At 61.1% G+C, this 21,632-nt stretch carries 20 protein-coding genes; 17 read left to right on the top strand and 3 right to left on the bottom strand.

All coding sequences use genetic code 11. The features are described from left to right. The first annotated feature begins 82 nt into the window (after positions 1-82). The gene (locus BMZ42_RS18250; protein ID WP_244523239.1) at positions 83-607 is read left to right on the top strand and encodes a thermonuclease family protein; all 525 of its coding nucleotides are present in this window, start codon (positions 83-85) and stop codon (positions 605-607) included. Between the two features lie 3 nt (positions 608-610). Here the strand turns inward: BMZ42_RS18250 and hrcA are convergent, their stop codons facing one another. Further along, the gene (gene hrcA, locus BMZ42_RS12025) at positions 611-1,681 is read right to left on the bottom strand and encodes a heat-inducible transcriptional repressor HrcA (protein ID WP_091522663.1); all 1,071 of its coding nucleotides are present in this window, start codon (positions 1,679-1,681) and stop codon (positions 611-613) included. 153 nt (positions 1,682-1,834) lie between these two features. Here hrcA and rph point away from each other — a divergent pair, with 153 nt between their 5' ends. The 6 genes from rph (at position 1,835) to BMZ42_RS11995 (ending at position 6,150) form a co-directional block, all read left to right on the top strand. Beyond that, positions 1,835-2,551, top strand: coding sequence for a ribonuclease PH (rph, locus tag BMZ42_RS12020; protein WP_091522661.1), 717 nt, complete (start codon positions 1,835-1,837; stop codon positions 2,549-2,551). Between the two features lie 68 nt (positions 2,552-2,619). Next, the gene (locus BMZ42_RS12015; RefSeq protein ID WP_091522659.1) at positions 2,620-3,030 is read left to right on the top strand and encodes a VOC family protein; all 411 of its coding nucleotides are present in this window, start codon (positions 2,620-2,622) and stop codon (positions 3,028-3,030) included. After that, positions 3,031-3,666, top strand: coding sequence for a non-canonical purine NTP pyrophosphatase (locus tag BMZ42_RS12010; RefSeq protein ID WP_091522656.1), 636 nt, complete (start codon positions 3,031-3,033; stop codon positions 3,664-3,666). Beyond that, positions 3,663-4,823 carry a radical SAM family heme chaperone HemW gene (gene hemW, locus BMZ42_RS12005; protein ID WP_091522654.1) on the top strand — a complete coding sequence of 387 codons (1,161 nt, stop codon included), beginning with the start codon at positions 3,663-3,665 and terminating at the stop codon, positions 4,821-4,823. The genes BMZ42_RS12010 and hemW overlap by 4 nt, the downstream gene beginning before the upstream one ends. A 60-nt stretch (positions 4,824-4,883) precedes the next feature. After that, positions 4,884-5,783 carry a 16S rRNA (cytidine(1402)-2'-O)-methyltransferase gene (rsmI, locus tag BMZ42_RS12000; RefSeq protein WP_091522812.1) on the top strand — a complete coding sequence of 300 codons (900 nt, stop codon included), beginning with the start codon at positions 4,884-4,886 and terminating at the stop codon, positions 5,781-5,783. Then, the gene (locus BMZ42_RS11995) at positions 5,773-6,150 is read left to right on the top strand and encodes a YraN family protein (protein WP_091522652.1); all 378 of its coding nucleotides are present in this window, start codon (positions 5,773-5,775) and stop codon (positions 6,148-6,150) included. Before rsmI ends, BMZ42_RS11995 begins: the two co-directional genes overlap by 11 nt. Before the next feature lie 26 nt (positions 6,151-6,176). Here the strand turns inward: BMZ42_RS11995 and BMZ42_RS11990 are convergent, their stop codons facing one another. Further along, positions 6,177-7,547 (bottom strand): cytochrome P450, encoded by a 1,371-nt coding sequence (locus BMZ42_RS11990; protein ID WP_091522809.1) that lies wholly within the window; start codon positions 7,545-7,547, stop codon positions 6,177-6,179. Between the two features lie 205 nt (positions 7,548-7,752). Between BMZ42_RS11990 and gyrB the strand changes: the two genes are divergently transcribed. From gyrB to BMZ42_RS11970, 4 genes are all read left to right on the top strand, one after another. Continuing rightward, the gene (gyrB, locus tag BMZ42_RS11985; protein WP_091522650.1) at positions 7,753-10,203 is read left to right on the top strand and encodes a DNA topoisomerase (ATP-hydrolyzing) subunit B; all 2,451 of its coding nucleotides are present in this window, start codon (positions 7,753-7,755) and stop codon (positions 10,201-10,203) included. A gap of 333 nt (positions 10,204-10,536) precedes the next feature. Next, positions 10,537-11,802: a Glu/Leu/Phe/Val family dehydrogenase gene (locus tag BMZ42_RS11980; RefSeq protein ID WP_091522807.1), complete on the top strand. Its 1,266-nt coding sequence runs from the start codon at positions 10,537-10,539 to the stop codon at positions 11,800-11,802. 274 nt (positions 11,803-12,076) lie between these two features. Continuing rightward, a complete protein-coding gene (locus BMZ42_RS11975; protein WP_091522648.1) occupies positions 12,077-14,272 on the top strand; it encodes a transglycosylase domain-containing protein in 2,196 nt (731 codons plus the stop codon). A 63-nt stretch (positions 14,273-14,335) separates the two neighbouring features. Then, positions 14,336-15,085: an SDR family NAD(P)-dependent oxidoreductase gene (locus BMZ42_RS11970; protein WP_091522646.1), complete on the top strand. Its 750-nt coding sequence runs from the start codon at positions 14,336-14,338 to the stop codon at positions 15,083-15,085. 34 nt (positions 15,086-15,119) lie between these two features. Here the strand turns inward: BMZ42_RS11970 and BMZ42_RS18245 are convergent, their stop codons facing one another. Next, a complete protein-coding gene (locus tag BMZ42_RS18245) occupies positions 15,120-15,677 on the bottom strand; it encodes a PAS and helix-turn-helix domain-containing protein (RefSeq protein WP_091522644.1) in 558 nt (185 codons plus the stop codon). A 121-nt stretch (positions 15,678-15,798) separates the two neighbouring features. Between BMZ42_RS18245 and BMZ42_RS11960 the strand changes: the two genes are divergently transcribed. The 6 genes from BMZ42_RS11960 to BMZ42_RS11935 all read left to right on the top strand — a co-directional run bounded on the left by BMZ42_RS11960 (position 15,799) and on the right by BMZ42_RS11935 (position 21,510). After that, the gene (locus BMZ42_RS11960) at positions 15,799-16,995 is read left to right on the top strand and encodes a substrate-binding domain-containing protein (protein WP_091522641.1); all 1,197 of its coding nucleotides are present in this window, start codon (positions 15,799-15,801) and stop codon (positions 16,993-16,995) included. 88 nt (positions 16,996-17,083) lie between these two features. Next, the gene (locus BMZ42_RS11955; RefSeq protein ID WP_091522639.1) at positions 17,084-17,851 is read left to right on the top strand and encodes an ABC transporter ATP-binding protein; all 768 of its coding nucleotides are present in this window, start codon (positions 17,084-17,086) and stop codon (positions 17,849-17,851) included. Next, positions 17,848-18,567: an ABC transporter ATP-binding protein gene (locus BMZ42_RS11950; RefSeq protein WP_091522637.1), complete on the top strand. Its 720-nt coding sequence runs from the start codon at positions 17,848-17,850 to the stop codon at positions 18,565-18,567. Before BMZ42_RS11955 ends, BMZ42_RS11950 begins: the two co-directional genes overlap by 4 nt. After that, complete coding sequence (locus BMZ42_RS11945; RefSeq protein WP_091522634.1) at positions 18,567-19,565, top strand: branched-chain amino acid ABC transporter permease; 999 nt, start codon at positions 18,567-18,569, stop codon at positions 19,563-19,565. The genes BMZ42_RS11950 and BMZ42_RS11945 overlap by 1 nt, the downstream gene beginning before the upstream one ends. Continuing rightward, positions 19,562-20,674 (top strand): branched-chain amino acid ABC transporter permease, encoded by a 1,113-nt coding sequence (locus tag BMZ42_RS11940; RefSeq protein WP_091522632.1) that lies wholly within the window; start codon positions 19,562-19,564, stop codon positions 20,672-20,674. The genes BMZ42_RS11945 and BMZ42_RS11940 overlap by 4 nt, the downstream gene beginning before the upstream one ends. Continuing rightward, on the top strand, positions 20,671-21,510 hold the full coding sequence (locus BMZ42_RS11935) for an alpha/beta fold hydrolase (RefSeq protein WP_091522629.1): 840 nt from the start codon (positions 20,671-20,673) through the stop codon (positions 21,508-21,510). The genes BMZ42_RS11940 and BMZ42_RS11935 overlap by 4 nt, the downstream gene beginning before the upstream one ends. Positions 21,511-21,632 lie beyond the last annotated feature (122 nt).

The following is a 21,632-nucleotide window of genomic DNA, read 5'->3' as shown; positions in this document are numbered from 1 at the left end:
ACCCGAACCTTTCCGATCAGGGTACGCGGCAGGACAGATGATGAAGCGCAGACCTTCAAGGCGTCGCAGGCAACGCTCCCCATTGCGGGCTTTTCGTACCGCGGGGCTGTTCGGCGCACTCGCCATCGCTGCCGCCATCGGTCTTGAACCTGCACGATTTGAATCGATCCTGCCAGGGATCGTCTCTTCACTTCCATCTTCGGTCAGGGAGATGCTGCCCGCGACCGCGAAAAATGATGTACCCCGCCCGGTCGCACTGGTCGGCATGGTCCGCCCGATGCCGCTATGCGGCAGCGGCAGACGCATCTCCTGCGTCGTTGACGGAGACACGTTCTGGGTGTCCGGCGAAAAAATACGTCTCGAGGGTATCGACGCGCCGGAGATCAAGGGCGCCTGCGCCTATGAACGTGATCTGGCACAGCGCGCAACGCGCCGTCTCAGCGAACTTCTGTCGGGGCAGAATTTTGCACTCCAGCGCCGTGGCACGGACCGGTATGGTCGCACGCTGGCGCGGGCGGTAACGCCGATCGGCGAGGCCGGCGACATCCTCGTTCGCGAAGGACTGGCGCGTCCATGGCGCGGACGCAAGGAGCAATGGTGCAGCTGAGGCTCAGCGCAGCAAACGGCTGATGATCTGCGCCGTGTAGTCGACCATCGGCACGATTCGCGCATAATTGAGCCTCGTGGGTCCGATCACCCCCAGCGCCCCGACGACCCGCGAATCCTTGTCACGATAGGGCGCGACCACCAATGATGACCCCGACAGCGAAAACAGCTTGTTTTCCGAGCCGATGAAGATGCGCACGCCATGTCCCTCTTCGGCCAGATCAAGCAATTGCATCATGCCATCCTTGGTCTCAAGATCATCAAACAGGTGACGCAACAACTCGATGTCGCCCTGCGCGGTCACATTTTCGAGCAAATTGGCCCGCCCCCTCACGATCAGACGCGACGGTAAGCCACTCTCGGTGCCGGCCCAGACGGCAAGCCCGCGCTCGACGAGATCCTGCGACAAGGCATCGAGCGCCGCGCGGGTTTCCTCTTTCAAACGCCCGATCTCGCTGCGCGCTTCCGCCAATGTGCGCCCACGGATATGAGCATTGAGAAAATTCGACGCTTCGTGGAGTTGCGACGTCGTGACCCCGACGGGCAGGTCCACCACCCGGTTTTCGACGTCGCCATTTTGTGACACCAGCACGGTCAGTGCCTTTGTCGGCTCCAGCTGGATGAATTCGATGTGCTTGAGCGGCACTTCGCTTTTTGTGGTGAGAACGACCCCGGCCCCGCGCGACATGCCCGACAGCATCTGGCTCGCCTCGGTCAGCATATGCTCCAGCGTTGCGCCGCTGCCGGATGCCTTGACCTGTGTCTCGATACCTCTGCGCTCGTCGTCGGAAAGGTCACCCAGCTCCATGAATGCATCGACGAAAAAACGCAGGCCGGCCTGTGTCGGCAAGCGTCCGGCAGACACATGCGGCGCATAGATCAAACCCAGATGTTCGAGATCGCTCATCACGTTGCGGATCGTCGCCGGGGACAGTGTCTGAGGCAGCAGACGCGACAGGCTGCGCGAGCCCACGGGCTCGCCATCGCGAAGATAATTGTCGACGATGATCCTGAAAATATCGCGTGAGCGCGAATCGAGTGACTGCAGCTGCTGCTCCAACAGAGGCCTTGTCATCGTTTGTCTCGCTTCCTTCATCATCGAAGATATAATCCCTTACCATCACGACGCAAAGGCTGCCAAACTTCTGTCAAAGCCCTTTTCCTTTGCGTCGCGGGCCGAACTGGGGCTACAAGCCCCTCAAATCGTAAAGGATCGGAAGAGACCAATATGCGGCCATCCAAGCGCCAGCCCGACGAGATGCGGGCAATTTCCTTCGAGCGCGGCGTGTCGAAACATGCCGAGGGCTCTTGCCTCGTCAAATTCGGCGACACGCATGTGCTGTGCACCGCCAGCCTCGAAGAGCGAGTCCCGCCATGGTTGCGCAATTCCGGCAAGGGCTGGGTCACGGCAGAATACGGCATGCTGCCGCGCTCCACAGGCGATCGGATGCGTCGCGAGGCATCTTCCGGCAAGCAGGGCGGACGCACGCTCGAGATCCAGCGCCTGATCGGTCGCTCTTTGCGCGCTGTCGTTGACCTGCAAGCGCTCGGCGAAGTCCAGATTACAGTCGACTGCGATGTCATCCAGGCTGATGGCGGCACCCGCACCGCCGCGATCACCGGTGGTTTCGTCGCGCTCTATGACTGCCTGAAGTGGATGGAAACCCGTCAGATGGTCAGCGTGCAGAAAGTCCTGAAGGACCATGTCGCTGCAATCTCCTGCGGCCTCTACAATGGAACGCCTGTCATCGACCTCGACTACGACGAGGATTCGTCAGCCGATACCGACGCCAACTTCATCATGACCGGCAAGGGCGGCATCGTTGAAGTTCAGGGCACCGCCGAGGGCGAGCCGTTCAGCGAAGAGCAGTTCGCCGCCCTGATGGGCCTTGCCAAGAATGGCATTGCCCGCCTCGTCAATCTGCAGAAGATGGCGATCGCCTGATCCGTGGCGTGCGCCCTTCGAGCCTCGAAGAGCGCACCCCACATTCAACCCGTCGTTGGGACAGCTTCATGACCCCGTCCGGCATTCTCGAATCTGCGCTCTACGTCGACGATCTCGACGCGGCAGAATCGTTTTATGCCACGGTGATGGGATTGGAGCGGATTGCCAAAGTGGCAGACCGGCACGTGTTCTTTCGCTGCGGCGACGGCGTTCTATTGCTGTTCAATGCGCAAAAGACTGTAGAGCCGCCCGCACCCGATGCCCGCCTCGCCGTCCCGCCGCACGGCACCAGCGGCGCAGGCCATCTGTGTTTTCGTGGCACGGCCGCTGAAATCGAACACTGGAAAGCCCATCTGCGCCGGCATGATGTCGGCATCGAGGCCGAACTGAAATGGCCGCAAGGCGGGCGTTCAATCTATTTTCGCGATCCGGCGGGCAACTCGCTCGAGATCGCCGAACCGAAAATCTGGGGACTTTGAATGCGTCAGCTCGAAAACCGGAAGATTGTCGTGGCCAGCCACAACAAGGGCAAACTTGTCGAGATCGAGGAACTGATCGGCCCCTACGGCTTTGAAGCCAAGTCGGCTGCCGACTACGGCCTACCGGAGCCTGCCGAAACCGGCACCACCTTCGAGGAAAACGCTTACATCAAGGCGTTCGCCGCCGCCTCGGCGACCGGGCTGCCTGCCCTGTCCGACGATAGCGGCCTTGAAGCTGACGCGCTCGCCAAGGCGCCCGGCGTTTACACTGCAGACTGGGCGGAAACCGGCGACGGGACGCGCGATTTCGATATGGCGATGCGCAATACGCAGGAAAAGCTGGTCGCCGTCGGCGCGCTCACCCCGGAAAAGCGCACAGGCCGGTTCGTCTCGGTGCTGTGCCTTGCCTGGCCCGATGGCCATGCCGATTATTTCCGTGGCGAAGTCGAGGGCCATCTGGTGTGGCCGCCGCGCGGTGGCAAGGGCTTCGGCTACGACCCGATGTTCCAGCCGGAAGGCTTCGACGTGACCTTCGGCGAAATGGAGCCGCACGAAAAGCACGGCACAGATACGCCGCTGTCGCACCGCGCCCGCGCCTTCGAGAAATTCAAACACGCACTTCTGGGCGAAAAATGATCCCCGACGACCGTCAGCCGGGCTTCGGCATCTATGTCCACTGGCCGTTCTGCGCGGCCAAATGCCCATATTGCGACTTCAACAGCCATGTCCGCCATCACAAGATCGATGAAGAACGCTTCGCTGCTGCCTTTGCCCGTGAAATGGCAACGATGCGCCAGCGCACCGGCCCGCGTGAGGTGACGTCGATCTTTCTTGGCGGCGGCACGCCATCGCTGATGCAACCGCAGACCGTGGCTGCTGTTCTCGACGCGGTTGCTGCCAACTGGAGCGTGCCGAACGGCATCGAGGTCACGCTCGAAGCCAACCCCTCATCGGTCGAAGCTGCCCGCTTCAGAGGATACCGTGATGCGGGCGTCAATCGCGTCTCGCTCGGCGTTCAAGCACTCAACGATGCGGATCTGCGTTTCCTCGGACGGCTGCACTCGGTCGAGCAGGCACTGGGTGCGATCCGGCTGGCGCGCGACACCTTCCCGCGCCTGTCGTTCGACCTGATCTATGCCCGCCCCGGCCAGACGCTTGAAGCGTGGGAACAGGAACTGGAGCAGGCCATCGGCCATGCCGCAGATCATCTGTCGCTCTACCAGTTGACGATCGAGGAAGGCACGCGATTCCACCTGCTGCACAAGGCGGGAAAGTTCGAAATGCCCAGCCCCGACCACTCCGCCGACCTCTATCAGGTCACGCAAGAGGTCACGGCTGCGGGTGGCCTGCCGGCATACGAGATTTCCAATCACGCAAAGCCGGGCGCAGAAAGCCGACACAATCTGGTCTACTGGCGTTATGGCGAATATGTCGGCATCGGCCCCGGCGCGCATGGCCGTTTCCTTCAAGATGGCCAGCGGATCGTCACCTTCACCGAGAAGTCACCGGAAGCCTGGGCCGCGCTGGTGGAGGAACATGGTCACGGCATCATCGGCGGCGAGACGCTGACGCGCTCGGAGGAAGCCGACGAGTTCCTGATGATGGGCCTGCGCCTCACCGAAGGCATCGACCTTGCCCGTTTCGAGCAGCTTTCGGGGCGGCCGCTTTCGTCAAAGCGGATCGCCACGCTGCAAGATGAGGCGCTGGTCGCGCCCGTCGGCAATTCGCGCCTGCGCGCCACCTCGGCGGGGATGATCGTCCTCGACGCGGTCGTCGCAGATCTCGCCATCTGACACATCTGCCTTTCAGGCCCAAGGCTTTGAAAGCATCGCCAGACATGGCAAGGAATGATCATGAGCGAGATCGACGGTAAGCGGGGATATGTAATCGGTCAGGCGTCCTTCACGCCGCGCGCGATCGAGCCTGCGCTTTATCTCGTCGCGACCCCGATCGGCAACCTTTCCGACATCACCGTGCGCGCACTCGAAACGCTGGCGGCTGCCGATATCCTTGCCTGCGAGGACACACGGGTGACCCGCGTGCTGCTGGACCGCTATGGTATCCGCCGCAGGTCAACGCCCTACCATGAGCATAATGCGGCAGAGGCTGGCCCCCGCCTTGTCGAGGCTGTGCTGTCTGGTCAGAGCGTCGCGCTGGTGTCGGATGCGGGCACGCCGCTGGTCTCCGATCCGGGTTTCCGTCTCGTTGGCGAAGTTGTGGCAGGCGGTGGCAAGGTGATCCCGATCCCCGGCGCCTCGGCGTTGCTTTCAGCCCTGACGGCATCGGGCCTCCCCTCCGATACGTTCCTGTTTTCCGGGTTTCTCCCCGCCAAGTCGAGCCAGCGCAAGACCCGGCTCGAACAACTTCGCGCCACCCCGGCAACGCTGATCTTTTACGAATCGCCACGCCGTCTTGCCGATACGCTGGCCGACATGCTGGAGGTACTGGGCGACCGCCCTGCCGCCATCGGTCGCGAACTGACCAAGGCATTTGAGGAGTTCCGCCGCGGCTCCCTGACAGAGCTCGCCGACTTCTATTCAAAAGCCGACACGCCCCGGGGCGAGATCGTCATCTGCGTCGGGCCTCCGCTTGAGGCCGAGGCACCGAGCGGCGATGATATCGACGCACTCCTGTTGTCGCTGGCATCTGAGATGGGTGCCTCCAAGGCAGCGGGAGAGGCAGCCCGAATGACAGGCGCTCGCAAGGCTGATCTTTATCGTCGCCTCATGGAACTGAAGGGCGATGGGAGCTAGCCGGCGCACCGACCGGCAACTCAACGAACGTCGCGGCCATCGCGGCGAGTTCTTCGCCTCAATCGCGTTGATGCTCAAGGGCTATCGCATCGTCGCGCGACGCTACAAGACGCGTCTTGGCGAGATCGACCTGATTGCGCGACGCGGCGATCTGGTGCTGGTCGTGGAGGTAAAACTGCGCCCCACCCTCACCGCCGCGATGGACGCGGTCACCCGCATGTCAGAGAAGAGGATTGAGGCCGCCGCGGACCTCTGGCTCATGCGCCAGCCGGATCATGCACGCCTGTCCATCCGTTTCGACATGGTCGCCGTCCTGCCGCGTCGCTGGCCCGTCCACATCCCCAATATTTTTGAAGGCAGGTCATAGACGGCGAGCAGCGCGGCGCAGTCCGCTCAACGTCGGCTCACTCGCATCGGCAGCCCGCCTTGCGGCTGTGTGGTCAGCTTCTGGACCGGCCACGGTCTGGTCCGCGGGAGCGTGTCGAAACGCCATTGTCGCAGGAGTACGGCAAGCGCGATGATTGCCTCTTGCATGGCAAATGAAGCGCCGATGCACACGCGCGGGCCCGCGCCGAACGGCAGATATTGATAGCGATCGATCGCTTCGCGATTTTCAGGATGAAACCGTTCGGGCAAGAAGGCGTCCGGATTTTTCCAGAGCCTGCGGTGCCGATGTATTGTCCATGGCATGATCTGGAACTGGGCTCCCTTGACGATATCCAGATCGCGCCAGCGCTCCGCCTCGATCGCTTCACGGCTGATGGATGCCGCCGGTGGATAAAGCCGCATCGCCTCCTCGAACACGGCGCGCGTCAACGGCATTTTCCCAAGCCAGTCTCCAGGGTCCGGGGTGCTGGCGAGCACCGCCTCAACCTCCGTCTCGACACGCTCGCGCTCCCACGGCGCTTCCGCAAGGCAATACAAGGTCCACCCCAACGCCCGTGCCGTCGTTTCGTGTCCCGCCCCAATGAACGTGATGATGTTGTCTTCGATCTCGTCCGCGCTCAGGCCGCCTGCTCCTTCCGCCTTGAGGAGCAATGTCAGGAAGTCGTTCGGCGAACCGTCCGGATCACGCGCCAGCTTATCCTTGCGCATCCTGATCGTCTTGCCGACGAGATCTCGAAAGAAGCGAAGAACGCTGTAGCCGCGCAATCGCGTCAGGCGTGGCAACCAGTCCGGCGCGCCGATCAGATCGAGTGGATCGATCCGTCCCATCGTCTCGAACAGATGATCAACCTGCTTGCCAAATTCGCTCGGATTGCCGGCAATTTCGCCAGAAAACAGCGTTTCCGCGAGAATTTCATAGGTCAACATGGTCATGTCGCGAGCAATATCGACGATTGCTCCGTCGCGATATCGCCCGGCGAAGTCCTCGCTGACCCGTAGCATCGGTTGTGCGAAGCCGGCTATGTGGCGCGGTGTGAAGACCGGTGCCATCGCCTTGCGCGACCGCTTCCAGACCTCTCCCTCGGCAGTCAAAAGGCCATCGCGCAGGATCGGGCGCAGCACTTTCTGGCGCACCCGCGCCATGCGATAGTTTTGCGCGTTATCGACGAGAATATGCCGGATCAGCGCGGGATCATTCGCGATCACGAGCGGTCCGCCGATCCCGGTTCTGATCGAAATATAGGGCTCGTTGTAGGAAGGCTCGCCCCAGAGTTCGAGCGGATTTCGATAGACAATCCGCAACATCTGCAGCGTCGATGGCGGGCTCGTTCGCGGCTTGGGCGCCGGCGGGATGAACGGTCGAGGCTTCATGTCCATGACAGTCTCCATACCAGCCGGGAACGATTCGGCCCGGCTCGCCGCATTCAAATCGCGAATATGGGCCAGAAACAGGCACATCCCCAGCCGAATCAGCGCTAAAACTTGGAAAACGGCGCCCCAGAGCCTATATCTTGAGTATCTTTCGGCGGTGATTCGAACCTGCTTGATCCGCCGTCTCCAGGAACGGCAGAAACGGAATTTAATGAGCGACGAGACCGAACACGGCAACGGCGAGAGCGCCGAATATGGCGCGGATTCGATCAGGGTCCTTAAGGGCCTCGATGCGGTGCGCAAGCGTCCCGGCATGTATATCGGCGACACTGACGACGGCTCCGGCCTGCACCACATGGTCACCGAGGTCGTCGACAACGCGATCGACGAGGCGCTGGCTGGCCATGCCACGCTCGTCACGGTGACGCTCAATCCCGACGGCTCCTGCACCGTGACCGACAACGGGCGCGGTATTCCCACCGACATCCACCAGGGCGAAGGCGTCTCGGCGGCCGAGGTCATCATGACCCAGCTGCACGCCGGCGGTAAGTTCGACCAGAACTCCTACAAGGTTTCTGGCGGCCTGCACGGTGTTGGCGTTTCCGTCGTCAACGCCCTGTCGGTCTGGCTGCGCATGAAGATCCGCCGCAAGGGCGAGATCCACGAAATGTCGTTCACCCACGGCGTTCCGGATGGTCCGCTTGCCGTCACCGGCGATGCCGGCAGCGATACAGGCACGGAAATCTCGTTCCTGCCCTCGCCCGAAACATTCACCATGGTCGAGTTCGACTACAACGTGCTGGAGCACCGCCTGCGCGAGCTGGCGTTCCTGAATTCCGGCGTTCGCATCGTGCTCACCGACGCGCGGCACGCCGATCTGAAGCAGCAGGAACTGCACTACGATGGCGGCCTCGAAGAATTCGTCAAATATCTCGACCGCGCCAGAAAGCCGCTGATCGCAGCACCGATCTCCATCCGCGCCGAGCGTGATGGCATTTCGGTCGAAGTCGCGATGTGGTGGAACGACAGCTACCACGAGAACGTGCTGTGCTTCACCAACAATATCCCGCAGCGCGACGGCGGAACGCACCTTGCCGGATTCCGTGGCGCTCTCACGCGCCAGATGACTGGCTATGCCGATAAGGCCGGCATTTCGAAGAAGGAAAAGGTGTCACTCAACGGCGATGACTGCCGTGAAGGTCTCACCGCCGTTCTTTCGGTGAAGGTGCCTGACCCGAAATTCTCCTCGCAGACCAAGGACAAGCTTGTCTCCTCGGAAGTGCGCCCCGTGGTCGAAGGTCTCGTCAACGAGGCGCTTGGCATGTGGCTCGAAGAGCATCCCGGCGAAGCAAAAGTGCTGATCGGCAAGGTGGTCGAAGCCGCTGCGGCGCGCGAGGCTGCGCGACGCGCGCGTGAACTGACGCGCCGCAAGGGCGCCCTCGACATCACCTCACTGCCAGGCAAGCTGGCGGACTGCCAGGAACGCGATCCCGCCAAGTCTGAACTGTTCATCGTCGAGGGTGACTCGGCAGGTGGTTCGGCAAAGTCAGGCAGGTCACGCCAGAACCAGGCGATCCTTCCGCTGCGCGGCAAGATCTTGAACGTCGAGCGCGCGCGCTTCGACCGCATGCTCTCGTCCGACGCGATCGGGACGCTGATCATGGCGCTTGGCACCAGCATCGGCAAGGACGAGTTCAACGCCGACAAGCTGCGCTACCACAAGATCATCATCATGACTGACGCCGACGTCGACGGCGCTCACATCAGAACCCTGCTTTTGACGTTCTTCTTCCGCCAGATGCCGGAACTGATCGAACGCGGCCATCTCTACATCGCCCAGCCGCCGCTCTACAAAGTGACGCGCGGAAAATCCTCGCAATATGTCAAGGATGAACGCTCCTTCGAGGAATACCTGATCTCCTCCGGGCTCGATGAAGCGTCGCTGCAGATGGGCAATGGCGAAGTTCGCGCCGGCCAGGATCTTCGCGCCGTCATTGATGACGCGCTTGCAGTGCGCACGCTGATGAATGGCCTGCACACACGCTATTCGCGCATCGTCGTCGAACAGGCGCTCATCGCCGGCGCTCTGAACCCCGAGATCTTGGGTAATCTTGAGAAGGCTCAGGAAGCAGCTTCCGACGTAGCGCGGCGTCTCGACCTGATTTCCGAAGAGACAGAACGTGGCTGGGAAGGCCGCGTGAAGCCGACAGACGACGAAGGCATCGGCGCTTTGCTTGTGGAGCGTACCGTGCGCGGCGTCAAGGAAACAGTGAAGCTGGATGCCGCCCTGCTCGCTTCTGCCGACGCGCGCGCTCTGCACCGCTACACTGATCGCCTGCAGGAAATCTATAACCAGCAGCCAGTCCTGCGGCGCAAGGACAACTCCGAAACCGTCAACGGCCCGATGGGCCTCCTCGACGCGGTTTTTGCAACCGGTCGCAAGGGACTGTCGATCCAGCGCTACAAGGGACTGGGCGAGATGAATGCCGACCAGCTGTGGGAAACCACACTCGATCCCAATGTGCGTTCGCTCCTCCAGGTCAAGGTGCCCGATGCAACAAATGCCGACTCGCTGTTTGCCCGCCTGATGGGCGACGAGGTCGAACCGCGTCGCGAATTCATTCAGGACAATGCGCTGTCGGTCGCCAATCTGGACGTCTGACCGGAAAACCGATCACTTTTTGCGAAAAATCTGAAATCCTCCTTCGCCTCCCGCTTATCGGGCAATGCGAGGGGGGATTTTTTCGTTTCGCGGGGGCGCAATTCCGGCATTTCCTTAGCTTTTCTTGCGATGCATGAGAAAGTGCGGAAACCGCCGGAATTTGCAGTTTGAGGCATTTTCCGCTTATTTGACTGGAGGAAAATGGACAAATCTGATCGATAACGCGGCGAAAAAGCAATAAAATTAGGTCAGCATTGCTGACCCCTCTTGCGCTCCGGCTGCCTCTATTTTATGCAGTGCACCTACGTTTCTCTAACCACGTCAGGAGCCATGATGTCGGAAGACAGTCTTCTCGATAACGCGCTCGTCCGCTTGGATGCAGCTGCAGCCCACCTCAACATCGACGCCGATGTGATCGAGAAACTGAAATTCCCGCGAGAAACTACCAAAGCCCGTCTCATGATACGCATGGATGACGGCTCACGAAAATCGTTCCTGGCATGGCGCTGCCGCTATGATGACACACGCGGACCGACCAAGGGAGGCATCCGCTTCCACCCCGATTCAACCGACGACGAAGTCGAAACCCTCGCCTTTTGGATGACCTTCAAATGCGCGGTGATGAACCTGCCCTACGGCGGCGGCAAGGGCGCGGTACAGGTTGACCCGCGCAAACTGTCGAAGACAGAACTGGAGCGCTTGTCGCGCGCCTATATCCAGGCATTCTCGCGCATCATCGGGCCGGACAGAGACATTCCTGCGCCCGACGTCTACACCAACTCCATGATCATGGGCTGGATGGCGGATGAATACGCCCAGATCGTCGGCCAGACGGTTCCCGCCGTCATTACCGGCAAGCCGATTGCACTGGGCGGTTCGCTTGGTCGTGGCGATGCTACCGCACGCGGCGGCTATTACCTCGTCTCCCATCTGAAGGAAGACCTCAACTTCGGCGCCTCGATCCGCGTTGCGGTGCAGGGGTTCGGCAATGCCGGCCAGCACATTTCCAGCCTGCTTGCCTGTGATGGCCACAAGATCGTCGCTGTGTCCGATTCCGAAGGGGGCGTTTACTGCGCATCCGGGCTCAACCTGGACGCACTTCTGGCTGCGAAAGCCAGTGGGAATTCGGTTGTTTCCACGGTGGGACAGCATGGCCACGAATTTCTCGCCGGACACGATCTGGTCGGCGTCGAAGCAGAGCTTCTGGTGCCATCGGCGCTTGAGAACATGATCGATGAGGACAACGCAGGCTCCGTGAAGGCCCAGCTTGTTCTCGAACTGGCCAACGGTCCGATCACCGCGGAAGCTGATGAAATCCTGGCACAGAACGGCGTCATCGTCCTCCCGGACATCCTGGCAAATGCCGGTGGCGTCACGGTTTCCTATTTCGAATGGGTGCAGAACCGCCAGGGCTTCTACTGGTCCGTCGAGGAAATTCATGAACGCCTGCGCACCATCATGGAGCGCGAAGGTCGTGCGATCTGGGAAGTGTCCCAGCAAAAGGGCGTGACCATGCGGACCGCTGCCTATGTCCATGCTTTGAGCCGTCTTGCCGAGGCAATCGAAGCACATGGAACGCAAAACTTCTTCGCCAGCTGAGCAAGAATAACACACCTCGCGGACACCATTCCGCGGGGTGTTTCATCGCCCGGACCAGCGGCCTCAGGCGATGCTTAGTAGATTATTAAATTGCCGCATTTAACCTCTATCGCCACCGATGCCGGAATGTCGGGCGTGTCAGCGCCCTGCTGACCTGCTCCACCTTTTTGGTTATGCCGCATGCGCGTGTCCCGAGAAAATCAGGCGGGCGCGGCATGCTCTAGCGATCGGACAGCGGGCGCGGCATGCTCTAGCGATCGGACAGCGGGCACGGATGAGCGGCCGAAAGACATCAAACCGGATAGAGCCCCGCTTCGATCAACCCAGCGACGACAAGCTGCCATCGGGGTTTTTCGTCGGCGAAGACGATCGCGTGATGCCTTCGCGCGCCAAACGGACAGGCTCCGGTAAAAAACAGAAGGCGGCTGCACCCCGTCGCAAGAGTGAGCCATCGCTCGACAGCTTCGATAGCTCGCCCAGACGGAGCGCGCCGAAGTCGCGCCGTTCCTCCCGCAAGCGCCGCGGTTTTTTCGGCGTCCTGCGCAGCGCCGCCTATTGGGGCATGGTCATGTGCCTCTGGGGCGGCATCGGCGTGGTCGGCATCGTCGCCTATTACGGCGCCAAGATGCCGGCAGCGACAACATGGACGGTTCCTGACCGACCGCCGAATGTCCGAATCGTCTCCGTCAGCGGACAGTTGGTCGCCAATCGTGGCATGACCGGGGGCGAAGCCATCGGCCTACATGAAATGTCGCCGCACATACCGCAAGCCGTGATGGCCATCGAGGATCGCCGGTTCTACTCGCATTTCGGCATCGATCCGATCGGCCTTGGCCGCGCTGTTGTCTCCAACCTGGTTGATCGCAGATTTGGCCAAGGCGGATCCACGCTCACCCAGCAGCTGGCCAAAAACCTCTTCCTCAAGCCCGACCGCACCATCGAGCGCAAAATCCAAGAATTGCTTATGGCTTTCTGGCTCGAGCACAAGTTTTCCAAGGACCAGATCCTCGAAATGTACCTTAACCGGGTGTATTTTGGCTCGGGCTCTTATGGGGTGGAAGCGGCCTCGCGACGCTATTTCGGCAAGTCGGCCCGTGACGTCTCCCTGCCAGAGGCAGCGCTTCTTGCCGGCCTTCTCCAGGCCCCTTCGCGGCTCTCGCCCGCCCGCGACCCCGCCGCCGCGGATCGCCGCGCCCAACTCGTCCTTGCCGCCATGCGGGATCAGAACCGCATCGGTGAAAACGAGCTCAGCGTTGCGATGAACACGCCGGCAGTGCGCGCGCCCACATATTGGACCGGGTCCGAGCATTATTTTGCCGACCGCGTGATGGAACAACTGCCGCAACTGATCGGCGAGGCCCGTCAGGACATCATCGTCGAAACCACCGTCGATCTGGTCTTGCAGACATTCGCGGAGGCATCGATCCGTCGCCTGATCGATGCCGAGGGAAAGAAATACAATGTCCGCCAGGGCGCGCTGGTGTCGATCGATGGCACCGGAGCGGTCCGCGCCATGGTAGGCGGTTACGACTATGCCACCAGCCAGTTCGATCGGGCTTCGGAAGCACGACGCCAGCCTGGCTCGGCATTCAAGCCCTTCGTGTTCATGGCAGCATTGGAGAATGGCTTCTTCCCCGACACGCTCGTCAACGACGCCCCGGTCAAATATGGCAAATGGGCGCCGCGAAACTACAATGACAAGTATTTCGGCAATGTCACGCTGACTGAGGGATTGGCGCGGTCACTCAATTCGGTTGCTGTGCAGCTTGCCAACCGGGTCGGCCCCGCCGCCGTGGTTGAAGCCGCCTGGCGTATGGGGATCGAATCCAACCTGCAGCCAAATCTGTCGATTGCACTGGGAACGTCGGAAGTGACGCCGCTGGAGCTGACAGCCTCCTTTGTTCCGTTTGCCAATGGCGGCCACAAGCCGGACATTCATTTCGTGCGGCGCGTGACGTCCTCCAAGGGCGAGGTGCTTTATGAGCATCGCCCATCCGTTGGCCCAAGGATCGCTCGCGCCGACGTGATCGGCATGATGAATGCAATGATGGCGCAGACGGTTTCTGACGGCACCGCCCGGCGCGCAGCTTTCGGCTGGCCCGCCGCCGGCAAGACCGGCACGACGCAGAATGCGCGCGATGCCTGGTTCGTCGGCTATACGGCCAACCTGACCACCGGTGTCTGGTTCGGCAACGACGACGGGGAGGCCACCAAGAACATGACCGGCGGCTCCCTGCCGGCAATGGCCTGGAACGAATTCATGACCGCTGCCCATGAGGGCGTGCCGGTGGCACAGCTTCCCGGTGGATGGAATGGCCGCGTTCTGTCTGACATTGAAGACTTGCTGCGACGGAGCCCGGAGCAATCTCAGCACACTGGATCGGTGGAACAGCCGATTCCCCCCGGCGCGGTGGGCGAAACCGTCCCGCGCGGTGTCGGTTCGATCATGGACATCATTCTGGGCAACTGAGCTTCGGCGTCTCTCGCTATCTGCCCGCGCTTCGGCTAGACAGGCTTGCGCAGGAGGATCGCAATGACCAACTCACAACCGCGCAAAACCCTGGTTCTGACCGGCGCGAGCCGCGGCATCGGCCATGCGACCGTCAAGCGGTTTTCACAAGACGGCTGGCGGGTCATCACCTGTTCACGCCAGCCCTTCGCCGACAACTGCCCGTGGCCGTCCGGACCGGAGGATCACATCAAGGTCGACCTGTCCGACCCGGAAGATGTCGGCATCGCGGTGGCGGAAATCCGTCACCGCCTGCAAAGCGACGGCGGACGTCTGGATGCGTTGGTCAACAACGCCGCCATTTCACCCAAGCTGGAGGGTGGCGCGCGCATGAACTCCATCGACACGCCGATGCATGTCTGGCGTGACGTCTTCCAGGTGAATTTCTTCGCGCCGATCATGTTGGGACGCGGCCTGTTCAAGGAACTTGCCGCCGCGAAGGGCTCGATCGTCAATGTCAGTTCGATTGCCGGTACGCGCGTCCATCCGTTTGCCGGAACCGCCTATGCGACATCCAAGGCAGCACTGGGATCGCTGACCCGTGAGATGGCCGGGGACTTCGGGCCGCACGGCATTCGCGTCAACGCCATCGCGCCCGGCGAGATCGACACCGCGATCCTGTCACCCGGCACGGAAAAGATCGTCGAGACCATCCCGCTGCGCCGCCTTGGCGCCACTTCAGAAGTGGCCGACATCATCTTTTTTCTCTGCTCCGAACAGGCCTCTTACGTCACCGGCTCGGAGATCCACATCAATGGCGGCCAGCACGTCTGAGCGTCGTGCGTCCTTCACGGACGCAAATCTCAAATCAATGCGGCATTGAACTGAGATGCGAAAGCAGTTCGGCGACATTGGCAGCACCGCATTTCTTTAGCAGCTTTGCCCGGTAGGCTTCGACCGTGCGCGGCGAGATCGACAACGTCCTGGCGATTTCCTTGGACGTGCGTCCTTCTCCCAGATGCATGACGATCTGGCGTTCCCGCATTGTCAGGTCCATGACGACGCGCATTTCCGAAAGATCGGCAAAACTCCACACCGCACGCCGCAACGGGTCATCATCGCGGGTCAGCGAATGGCCGCGCACGCGGCACCAGAACAAGGAACCGTCCTTGCGCGCCATGATCCGCTCGTCAGAGTAGCGGTTGTTCTTCTTCAAGGGCTCGACGCCGACATCGCGGATACGCACGAATTCTTCCTGCGAAGGATAGAGCACCATGAAGGACTGATCGACCAGTTCGTCGCGCCCATAACCGAACATCTCGGCAAATCGCGGATTGCAGGCACGGATGATGCGGCTTTCCGTCACCACCAGCCCTACCAGTGCATGTTCAAATGCAAGTTCGTGAAAGTTTCCCCCTGAACCCATGCCCGTATTTCTACCCTTGGTATTCCTACGATATTGCCGCAAACCTCTTCGCGGCGCGATAATCGACGTCAGTTCGAAGTGCGCCATCCGCCGCTTCATCTTACTCTGGGAGGAGAACATCATGAAGTCGCTTTTTGCTGCGCTGGCCGCAGCGACCGCGCTGATGGGCACACAAGCCTTGGCGCAGGAAGACCCGGTAAAGATCGCGCTCTTGCACGGCCTTTCCGGCTCACCCTTGGAAGCCTATTCCAAGCAGACCCATGCTGGTTTCCAGCTCGGCCTTGAATACGCCACCGAAGGCACACTCGAGGTCAAGGGCCGCAAGATCGAACTGATCATCAAGGACACCCAGTTCAAGCCTGACGTGGCGCGCGCGCTGCTGGCCGAAGCCTATGGCGACGACGACGCGCTGATCGCGGTCGGTGACACCTCATCAGGGGTGGCGATGGCGCTGCTGCCGGTCGCGGAAGAATACGAGAAAATCCTTCTCGTCGAGCCAGCCGTCGCCGACAGCCTGACTGGCCCCGATTCCAACCGTTTCGTGTTCAAGACCTCGCGCAACTCGTCGATGGACATGCAGGCGCAGGCCCTCGCCCTGCAGCCGAACGAAAAGCTTTACGTCGCGACGCTGGCGCAGGACTATGCCTTCGGCCGCGACGGCATCGCCGCCTTCAAGTCGGCGCTCGATGGCACCGGCGCCAATGTAGTTGCGGAAGAATATGTGCCGCAGCAGACGACCGATTTTACCGCCACCATCGAGCGCCTGTTCAATGCGCTGCGTGACAAGGACGGCCGCAAGGTCATCTTCATGAACGTCGCCGGCATCGACGCGATGACACCTCTGGCCGCCGCGGATCCGGGCCGCTACGGCATCGAGCTGTCGTCAGGTGGCAACATCCTACCCGCGCTGGTTGCCTACAAGCAGGTGCCGGGCATGGAAGGCGCGATGTACTACTATTACGAAGCGCCAAAAAATCCGGTCAATGACTGGCTGGTCGAACACCACAAGGAGCGCTACGGCACGCCGCCAGATTTCTTCACCGCCGGCGGCATGGCATCGGCCATGGCCATCGTGACCGCGCTGGAAAAAGCCGAGACCTGGGATACCGAAACCCTGATCGCGACCATGGAAGGCATGACCTTCGATACGCCAAAGGGACCGATGACCTTCCGCCCCGAGGACCATCAGGCGTTGCAGTCGATGTACCACTTCAAGATCAAGGTCGAGGATGGCGTTGATTGGGCGGTCCCGGAGTTCGTCCGCGAGATCAAGGCGGACGAGATGAACATCCCGCTCGGACGCAACAACCAGCAATAGTCCGTGTGAGGCCTCTCACCGACTATTCCCCCTCACCGTGTCTGGCCCGGCGCGGTGAGGGACACCTCTTGCCTTTGGCACAAGCATCATGACAACGTCCTCCATCCGCACTGAAAACCTGACGATCCGCTTTGGCGGTCACGCGGCTGTTCACAATGTCAGCTGCGCCTTCCATCCCGGCGAACTGACGGTCATCGTCGGCCCCAACGGCGCTGGCAAGACGACATGGTTCAACCTCGTCTCCGGCCAATTGACGGCAACGGAAGGCCGCATCTTCAAAGGCGAGCAGGACATCAGTGCCCTGTCCCCATCCGCGCGCGCCAAGGCCGGGATCGGTCGCGCCTTCCAGTTGACCAATCTGTTTCCGAAGCTGACGGTACTGGAAAATGTCCGTCTGGCGGTGCAGGCCAAAGCAGGACAGGGGCCGCACATTTTCAAGCGTGCTGCGGCAATGACCGAAATTCGCGACAAGGCTTTCCACTTTGTTGAGGCCACGCGCCTTTCTGCCGTTGCCCACCTTCCGGCCGCCGCACTCCCGCATGGCGACCAGCGCAAGCTGGAAGTCGCGCTGCTGGCGGCGATGGAGCCCGACATCTTCATGTTCGACGAGCCAACCGCCGGCATGTCGGTCGATGAAGCACCCGTCATTCTCGAGCTGATTGCCGACATCAAGAAGGACCGTTCCAAGACGATCCTTTTGGTCGAGCACAAGATGGACGTCGTGCGCGCGCTCGCCGACCGCATCGTCGTCCTGCACAATGGCGAGCTCATCGCCGATGGAAAGCCGACCGAAGTGATGGCGCTGCCGATTGTGCGCGACATCTATCTTGGCATCGGCACGGAGGAGGTGGCGTGAGCGAATCCCTCCTGCGTCTCGAAGGCGTCCACACCGATATTGCGCAATATCACATTCTGCACGGCATCTCGCTTGACGTGCCCGCCGGTGGTGTCCACGTGCTTCTGGGTCGAAACGGTGCCGGCAAGACCACGACCCTGCGCACCATCATGGGCCTCTGGCGCGCCCGCCAGGGCACGATCCGGTTTCGCGGCCAGGACATCACCGCGATGCAGACGCCCGACATTGCCCGTCTTGGCGTGGCTTTTGTCCCGGAAAACATGGGCATCTTTGGCGGTCTGACGGTTGAGGAAAACATGCGCCTGGCCGCCCATGGTGGACGGTTCGACAGCCAGCGGCTCCGCCATATCTTCGAGATCTTTCCGGCAATGGAAAAGTTCTGGCACAACCAGGCCTCTTCCCTTTCAGGAGGGCAGAAACAGATGCTCGCGATTTCCCGCGCGATCATCGAAAAGCGCGACCTGATACTGATCGATGAACCCACCAAGGGGCTCGCCCCGGCCATTATCCGCGCCATGATCGAAGCGTTTCGCGAAATTGCAACCGAAACGACAATTCTGCTGGTTGAACAGAACTTCCATTTTGCCAGCGCGCTCGGCCAGAGCGTTGCGGTCATCGATGACGGGCGCATCGTCCACCACGGACTGATGTCAGACCTCGTGGCAGATCAAGCCCTGCAAAACCGCTTCCTGAGCCTGTCGATGGAGGCGAACTGATGCCCAAGAACCTGTCCTCCATTTTCGAGCGTTTCGGCGGCGTCATGCTGCTGCCTGTCGCGCTTGGTCTCATTGCATTTGTCCTGATCGGCCGCCCGTCGACCTGGATCACGCTGACGGCGGCCGGGCTTGCCATGGGGATGATGATCTTTCTGATGGCGTCTGGCCTTTCGCTGATCTTCGGCCTGATGGACGTGCTCAATTTCGGCCACTCCGCCTTTGTCTCCTTTGGCGCCTTCATCGCCGCGAGCGTTCTGGCATGGTCGGGCGTCTGGGTGTCGGGTGGCAATGCCGGGCTGAACATTCTGGCACTGATGAGCGCGATCGCCGCAGCCACCGCCTTTGGCGCGCTGGCTGGCTGGGCGTTCGAGCGCATCATCGTCAAACCCGTCTACAAGGACCATCTGCGTCAAATCCTCATCACCATGGGGGCCCTGATTGTCGCTGAAGAACTGATTTTGATGGTGTGGGGCGGCGCGCCGATCCCGGTGCCGCGTCCTGCCGTGCTGACCGGCTCGCTCGTCATTGGCGACGTTGCCATCGAGGTCTATCGCATCTTCGCGTTTGTGCTGGGTCTGGCGGTCTATATCGCCATGCATCTTGCGCTGAACCGAACCCGCATCGGCCTTCTGATCCGCGCCGGCGTGGAAAATCGCGAGATGGTTGAAGCCCTCGGATTCCGCGTTGACCGACTGTTCATCGCCGTGTTCATGGCAGGCTCCGCCCTTGCGGCGGCAGGCGGGGCGATGTGGGCGGGCTATCAGGGCCTCATCACCACCGCCATAGGGTCCGAAATGATGATCATGGTGTTCATCGTCGTCATCATTGGCGGCCTTGGCTCCATCGAAGGCTCGCTGCTTGGTGCCATCCTTGTCGGCCTGATGGCGAACTATGTCGCCTTCCTGTTTCCAAAGATGTCTCTCGCCTCGAACATGATCCTGATGATGGCGATCCTGTTGTGGCGCCCGTTCGGGCTGAAGCCTGCGGTGAAGGGATGAGTACTGTGACCATTTCCAATCCGATCACGACAACCGCGCAACGCCGTGTGCCTGCTGGTCGCCTTTTCGTCTACGCCATCGTGCTTGCCATCGGTGCCGTTCTGATGTTCGCCCCGTTCCTGTTCCCAGATGTGCGGGCGCAGGAAGTGGCAGCGCGCATCTGTGTCTTCATCGTTCTGGTCGCCAGCTACGATCTTCTCATCGGCTACACCGGGATCGTCTCGTTCGCGCACACAATGTTCTTCGGTCTTGGCGCTTACGGAACAGCCATCGCGCTGAAAACCATGGGGCCCGGCTTCGACGCGATCCTGCTGGGTGGCTCGCTGGGTGTCCTTGCGTCGCTGGTTCTTGCGGTGCTGATCGGGCTTTTGTCCCTGCGGGTGAAGGCAATCTTCTTCGCCATGATCACACTTGCAGCTGCGTCGGTGATGATGGTTCTGGCCAGCCAGTTCTTCGAATACACCGGCGGCGAAGACGGCATGACCTACACCATTCCCCGGTTCTTCTCACCTGCCAACACGCTCATTGCCGACGAAAACGGCAAGGCAATTCGCATCTTCGGCGTCGCCGCAAACGGCAGGCTCGCGCTCTACTACTTCATCTTTCTGTCGAGCCTTGTCCTGTTCCTTGCAATGTTGCGAATTGTCGCCTCCCCGCTCGGAACCGTCCTTGAGGCGATCCGTGAAAACGAGATGCGTGCCGAGGCAATCGGCTACCGCGTGGTTGCCTATCGCACCTCGATCTTCTGCATCGGCGCCGTCATCGCCGCGCTTGCGGGCATCCTGCGCGCTGTCTGGCTCCGCTACACCGGGCCGGACGTCACCTTGTCGTTCGACATCATGATCGACCTTCTTCTGATGGTCGTCATCGGCGGCATGGGCACGATGATGGGTGCGGTGATCGGCGTCGTCATCATGACGCTGGCCCAGTTCTACCTGAAGGACCTGATGGCAAGCGGCGCGGCGGCCACCTCGAACGTCCCGCTCCTCCCTGACCTTCTCAATCCGGATCGCTGGCTGCTCTGGCTCGGCGTCCTCTTCATCCTCCTCGTCTATTTCTTCCCCGCAGGCATCGCAGGCACTCTCATGGGCAAGGGCGACCACAAATGACCACTCCCCGCTCCACCTATGTTGAGGCCGCAGGCTTTGAGATTCACGTCACCGAATGGGGCAACCCGACCAATCCGGCGCTGGTGATGTGGCATGGCCTGGCGCGAACCGGCCGCGACTTCGACGAAGCGGCTGCAGCGCTTGCAGACAGCTATTTCGTCCTCTGCCCCGACACGCTTGGGCGCGGCCTTTCGGGTTGGGCGCGCGACTATACAACGGACTATTCCTACAGCAGCTTCGGGCGCATCGCACTGGATCTGCTCGACAAATACAAGGTTGATCGGCTGCGCTGGGTCGGCACCTCGATGGGCGGCCTCATCGGCGTCACGCTGGCTGCCGGGGCACTGAAGGGACGCGTGACCCATCTTGTGATCAACGACATCGGTCCGGACATTCCGGCCACCGGCACCGGGCGCATCTCGTCCTATGTCGGCAATCCTCCTGTCTACGACACCGTTGTCGAGATGGAGCAGTGGCTGCGGGAAAATTACGCCCCCTTCGGCGACAATACCGATGCTTTCTGGCGACGGATGACCGACACCTCGGTGCGGCGCACCGATGATGGCCGTGTCACGGTTCACTACGACCCTTCAATCGTCTCGCAATTCACACACCACCAGGCCGATCTCAACGTCTGGCCTGCCTATGATGCGATTGAAGCCAAGACACTGTTGTTGCGTGGCGAGACGTCGGATGTGCTCTCGGCTGATGTTGCGCAACAGATGACCCTGCGCGGCCCGCGCCCGCATCTGGAAGTTCTCCCAGGCTGCGGTCATGCGCCGACTTTGGCCTCCAGCCGGGAGATCGAGATCTTGCGTCAGTTCGTTGGAACGTGATCGCGCGGTGGAGAAAGCGCAGATCCCGGATACTTGAAAGCGGCTTTTCGACCAAAAGGGTTGCATATCTGGCCCAGAGCTCTATATCGAGTTCATCTTTTGGTGCGCAGGCGTCGCGACGA

This window comes from Aquamicrobium aerolatum DSM 21857, assembly GCF_900113935.1.
GTDB classification, from domain to species: Bacteria; Pseudomonadota; Alphaproteobacteria; order Rhizobiales; family Rhizobiaceae; genus Aerobium; species Aerobium aerolatum.
This window is presented reverse-complemented; position numbering and strand designations above follow the sequence as displayed.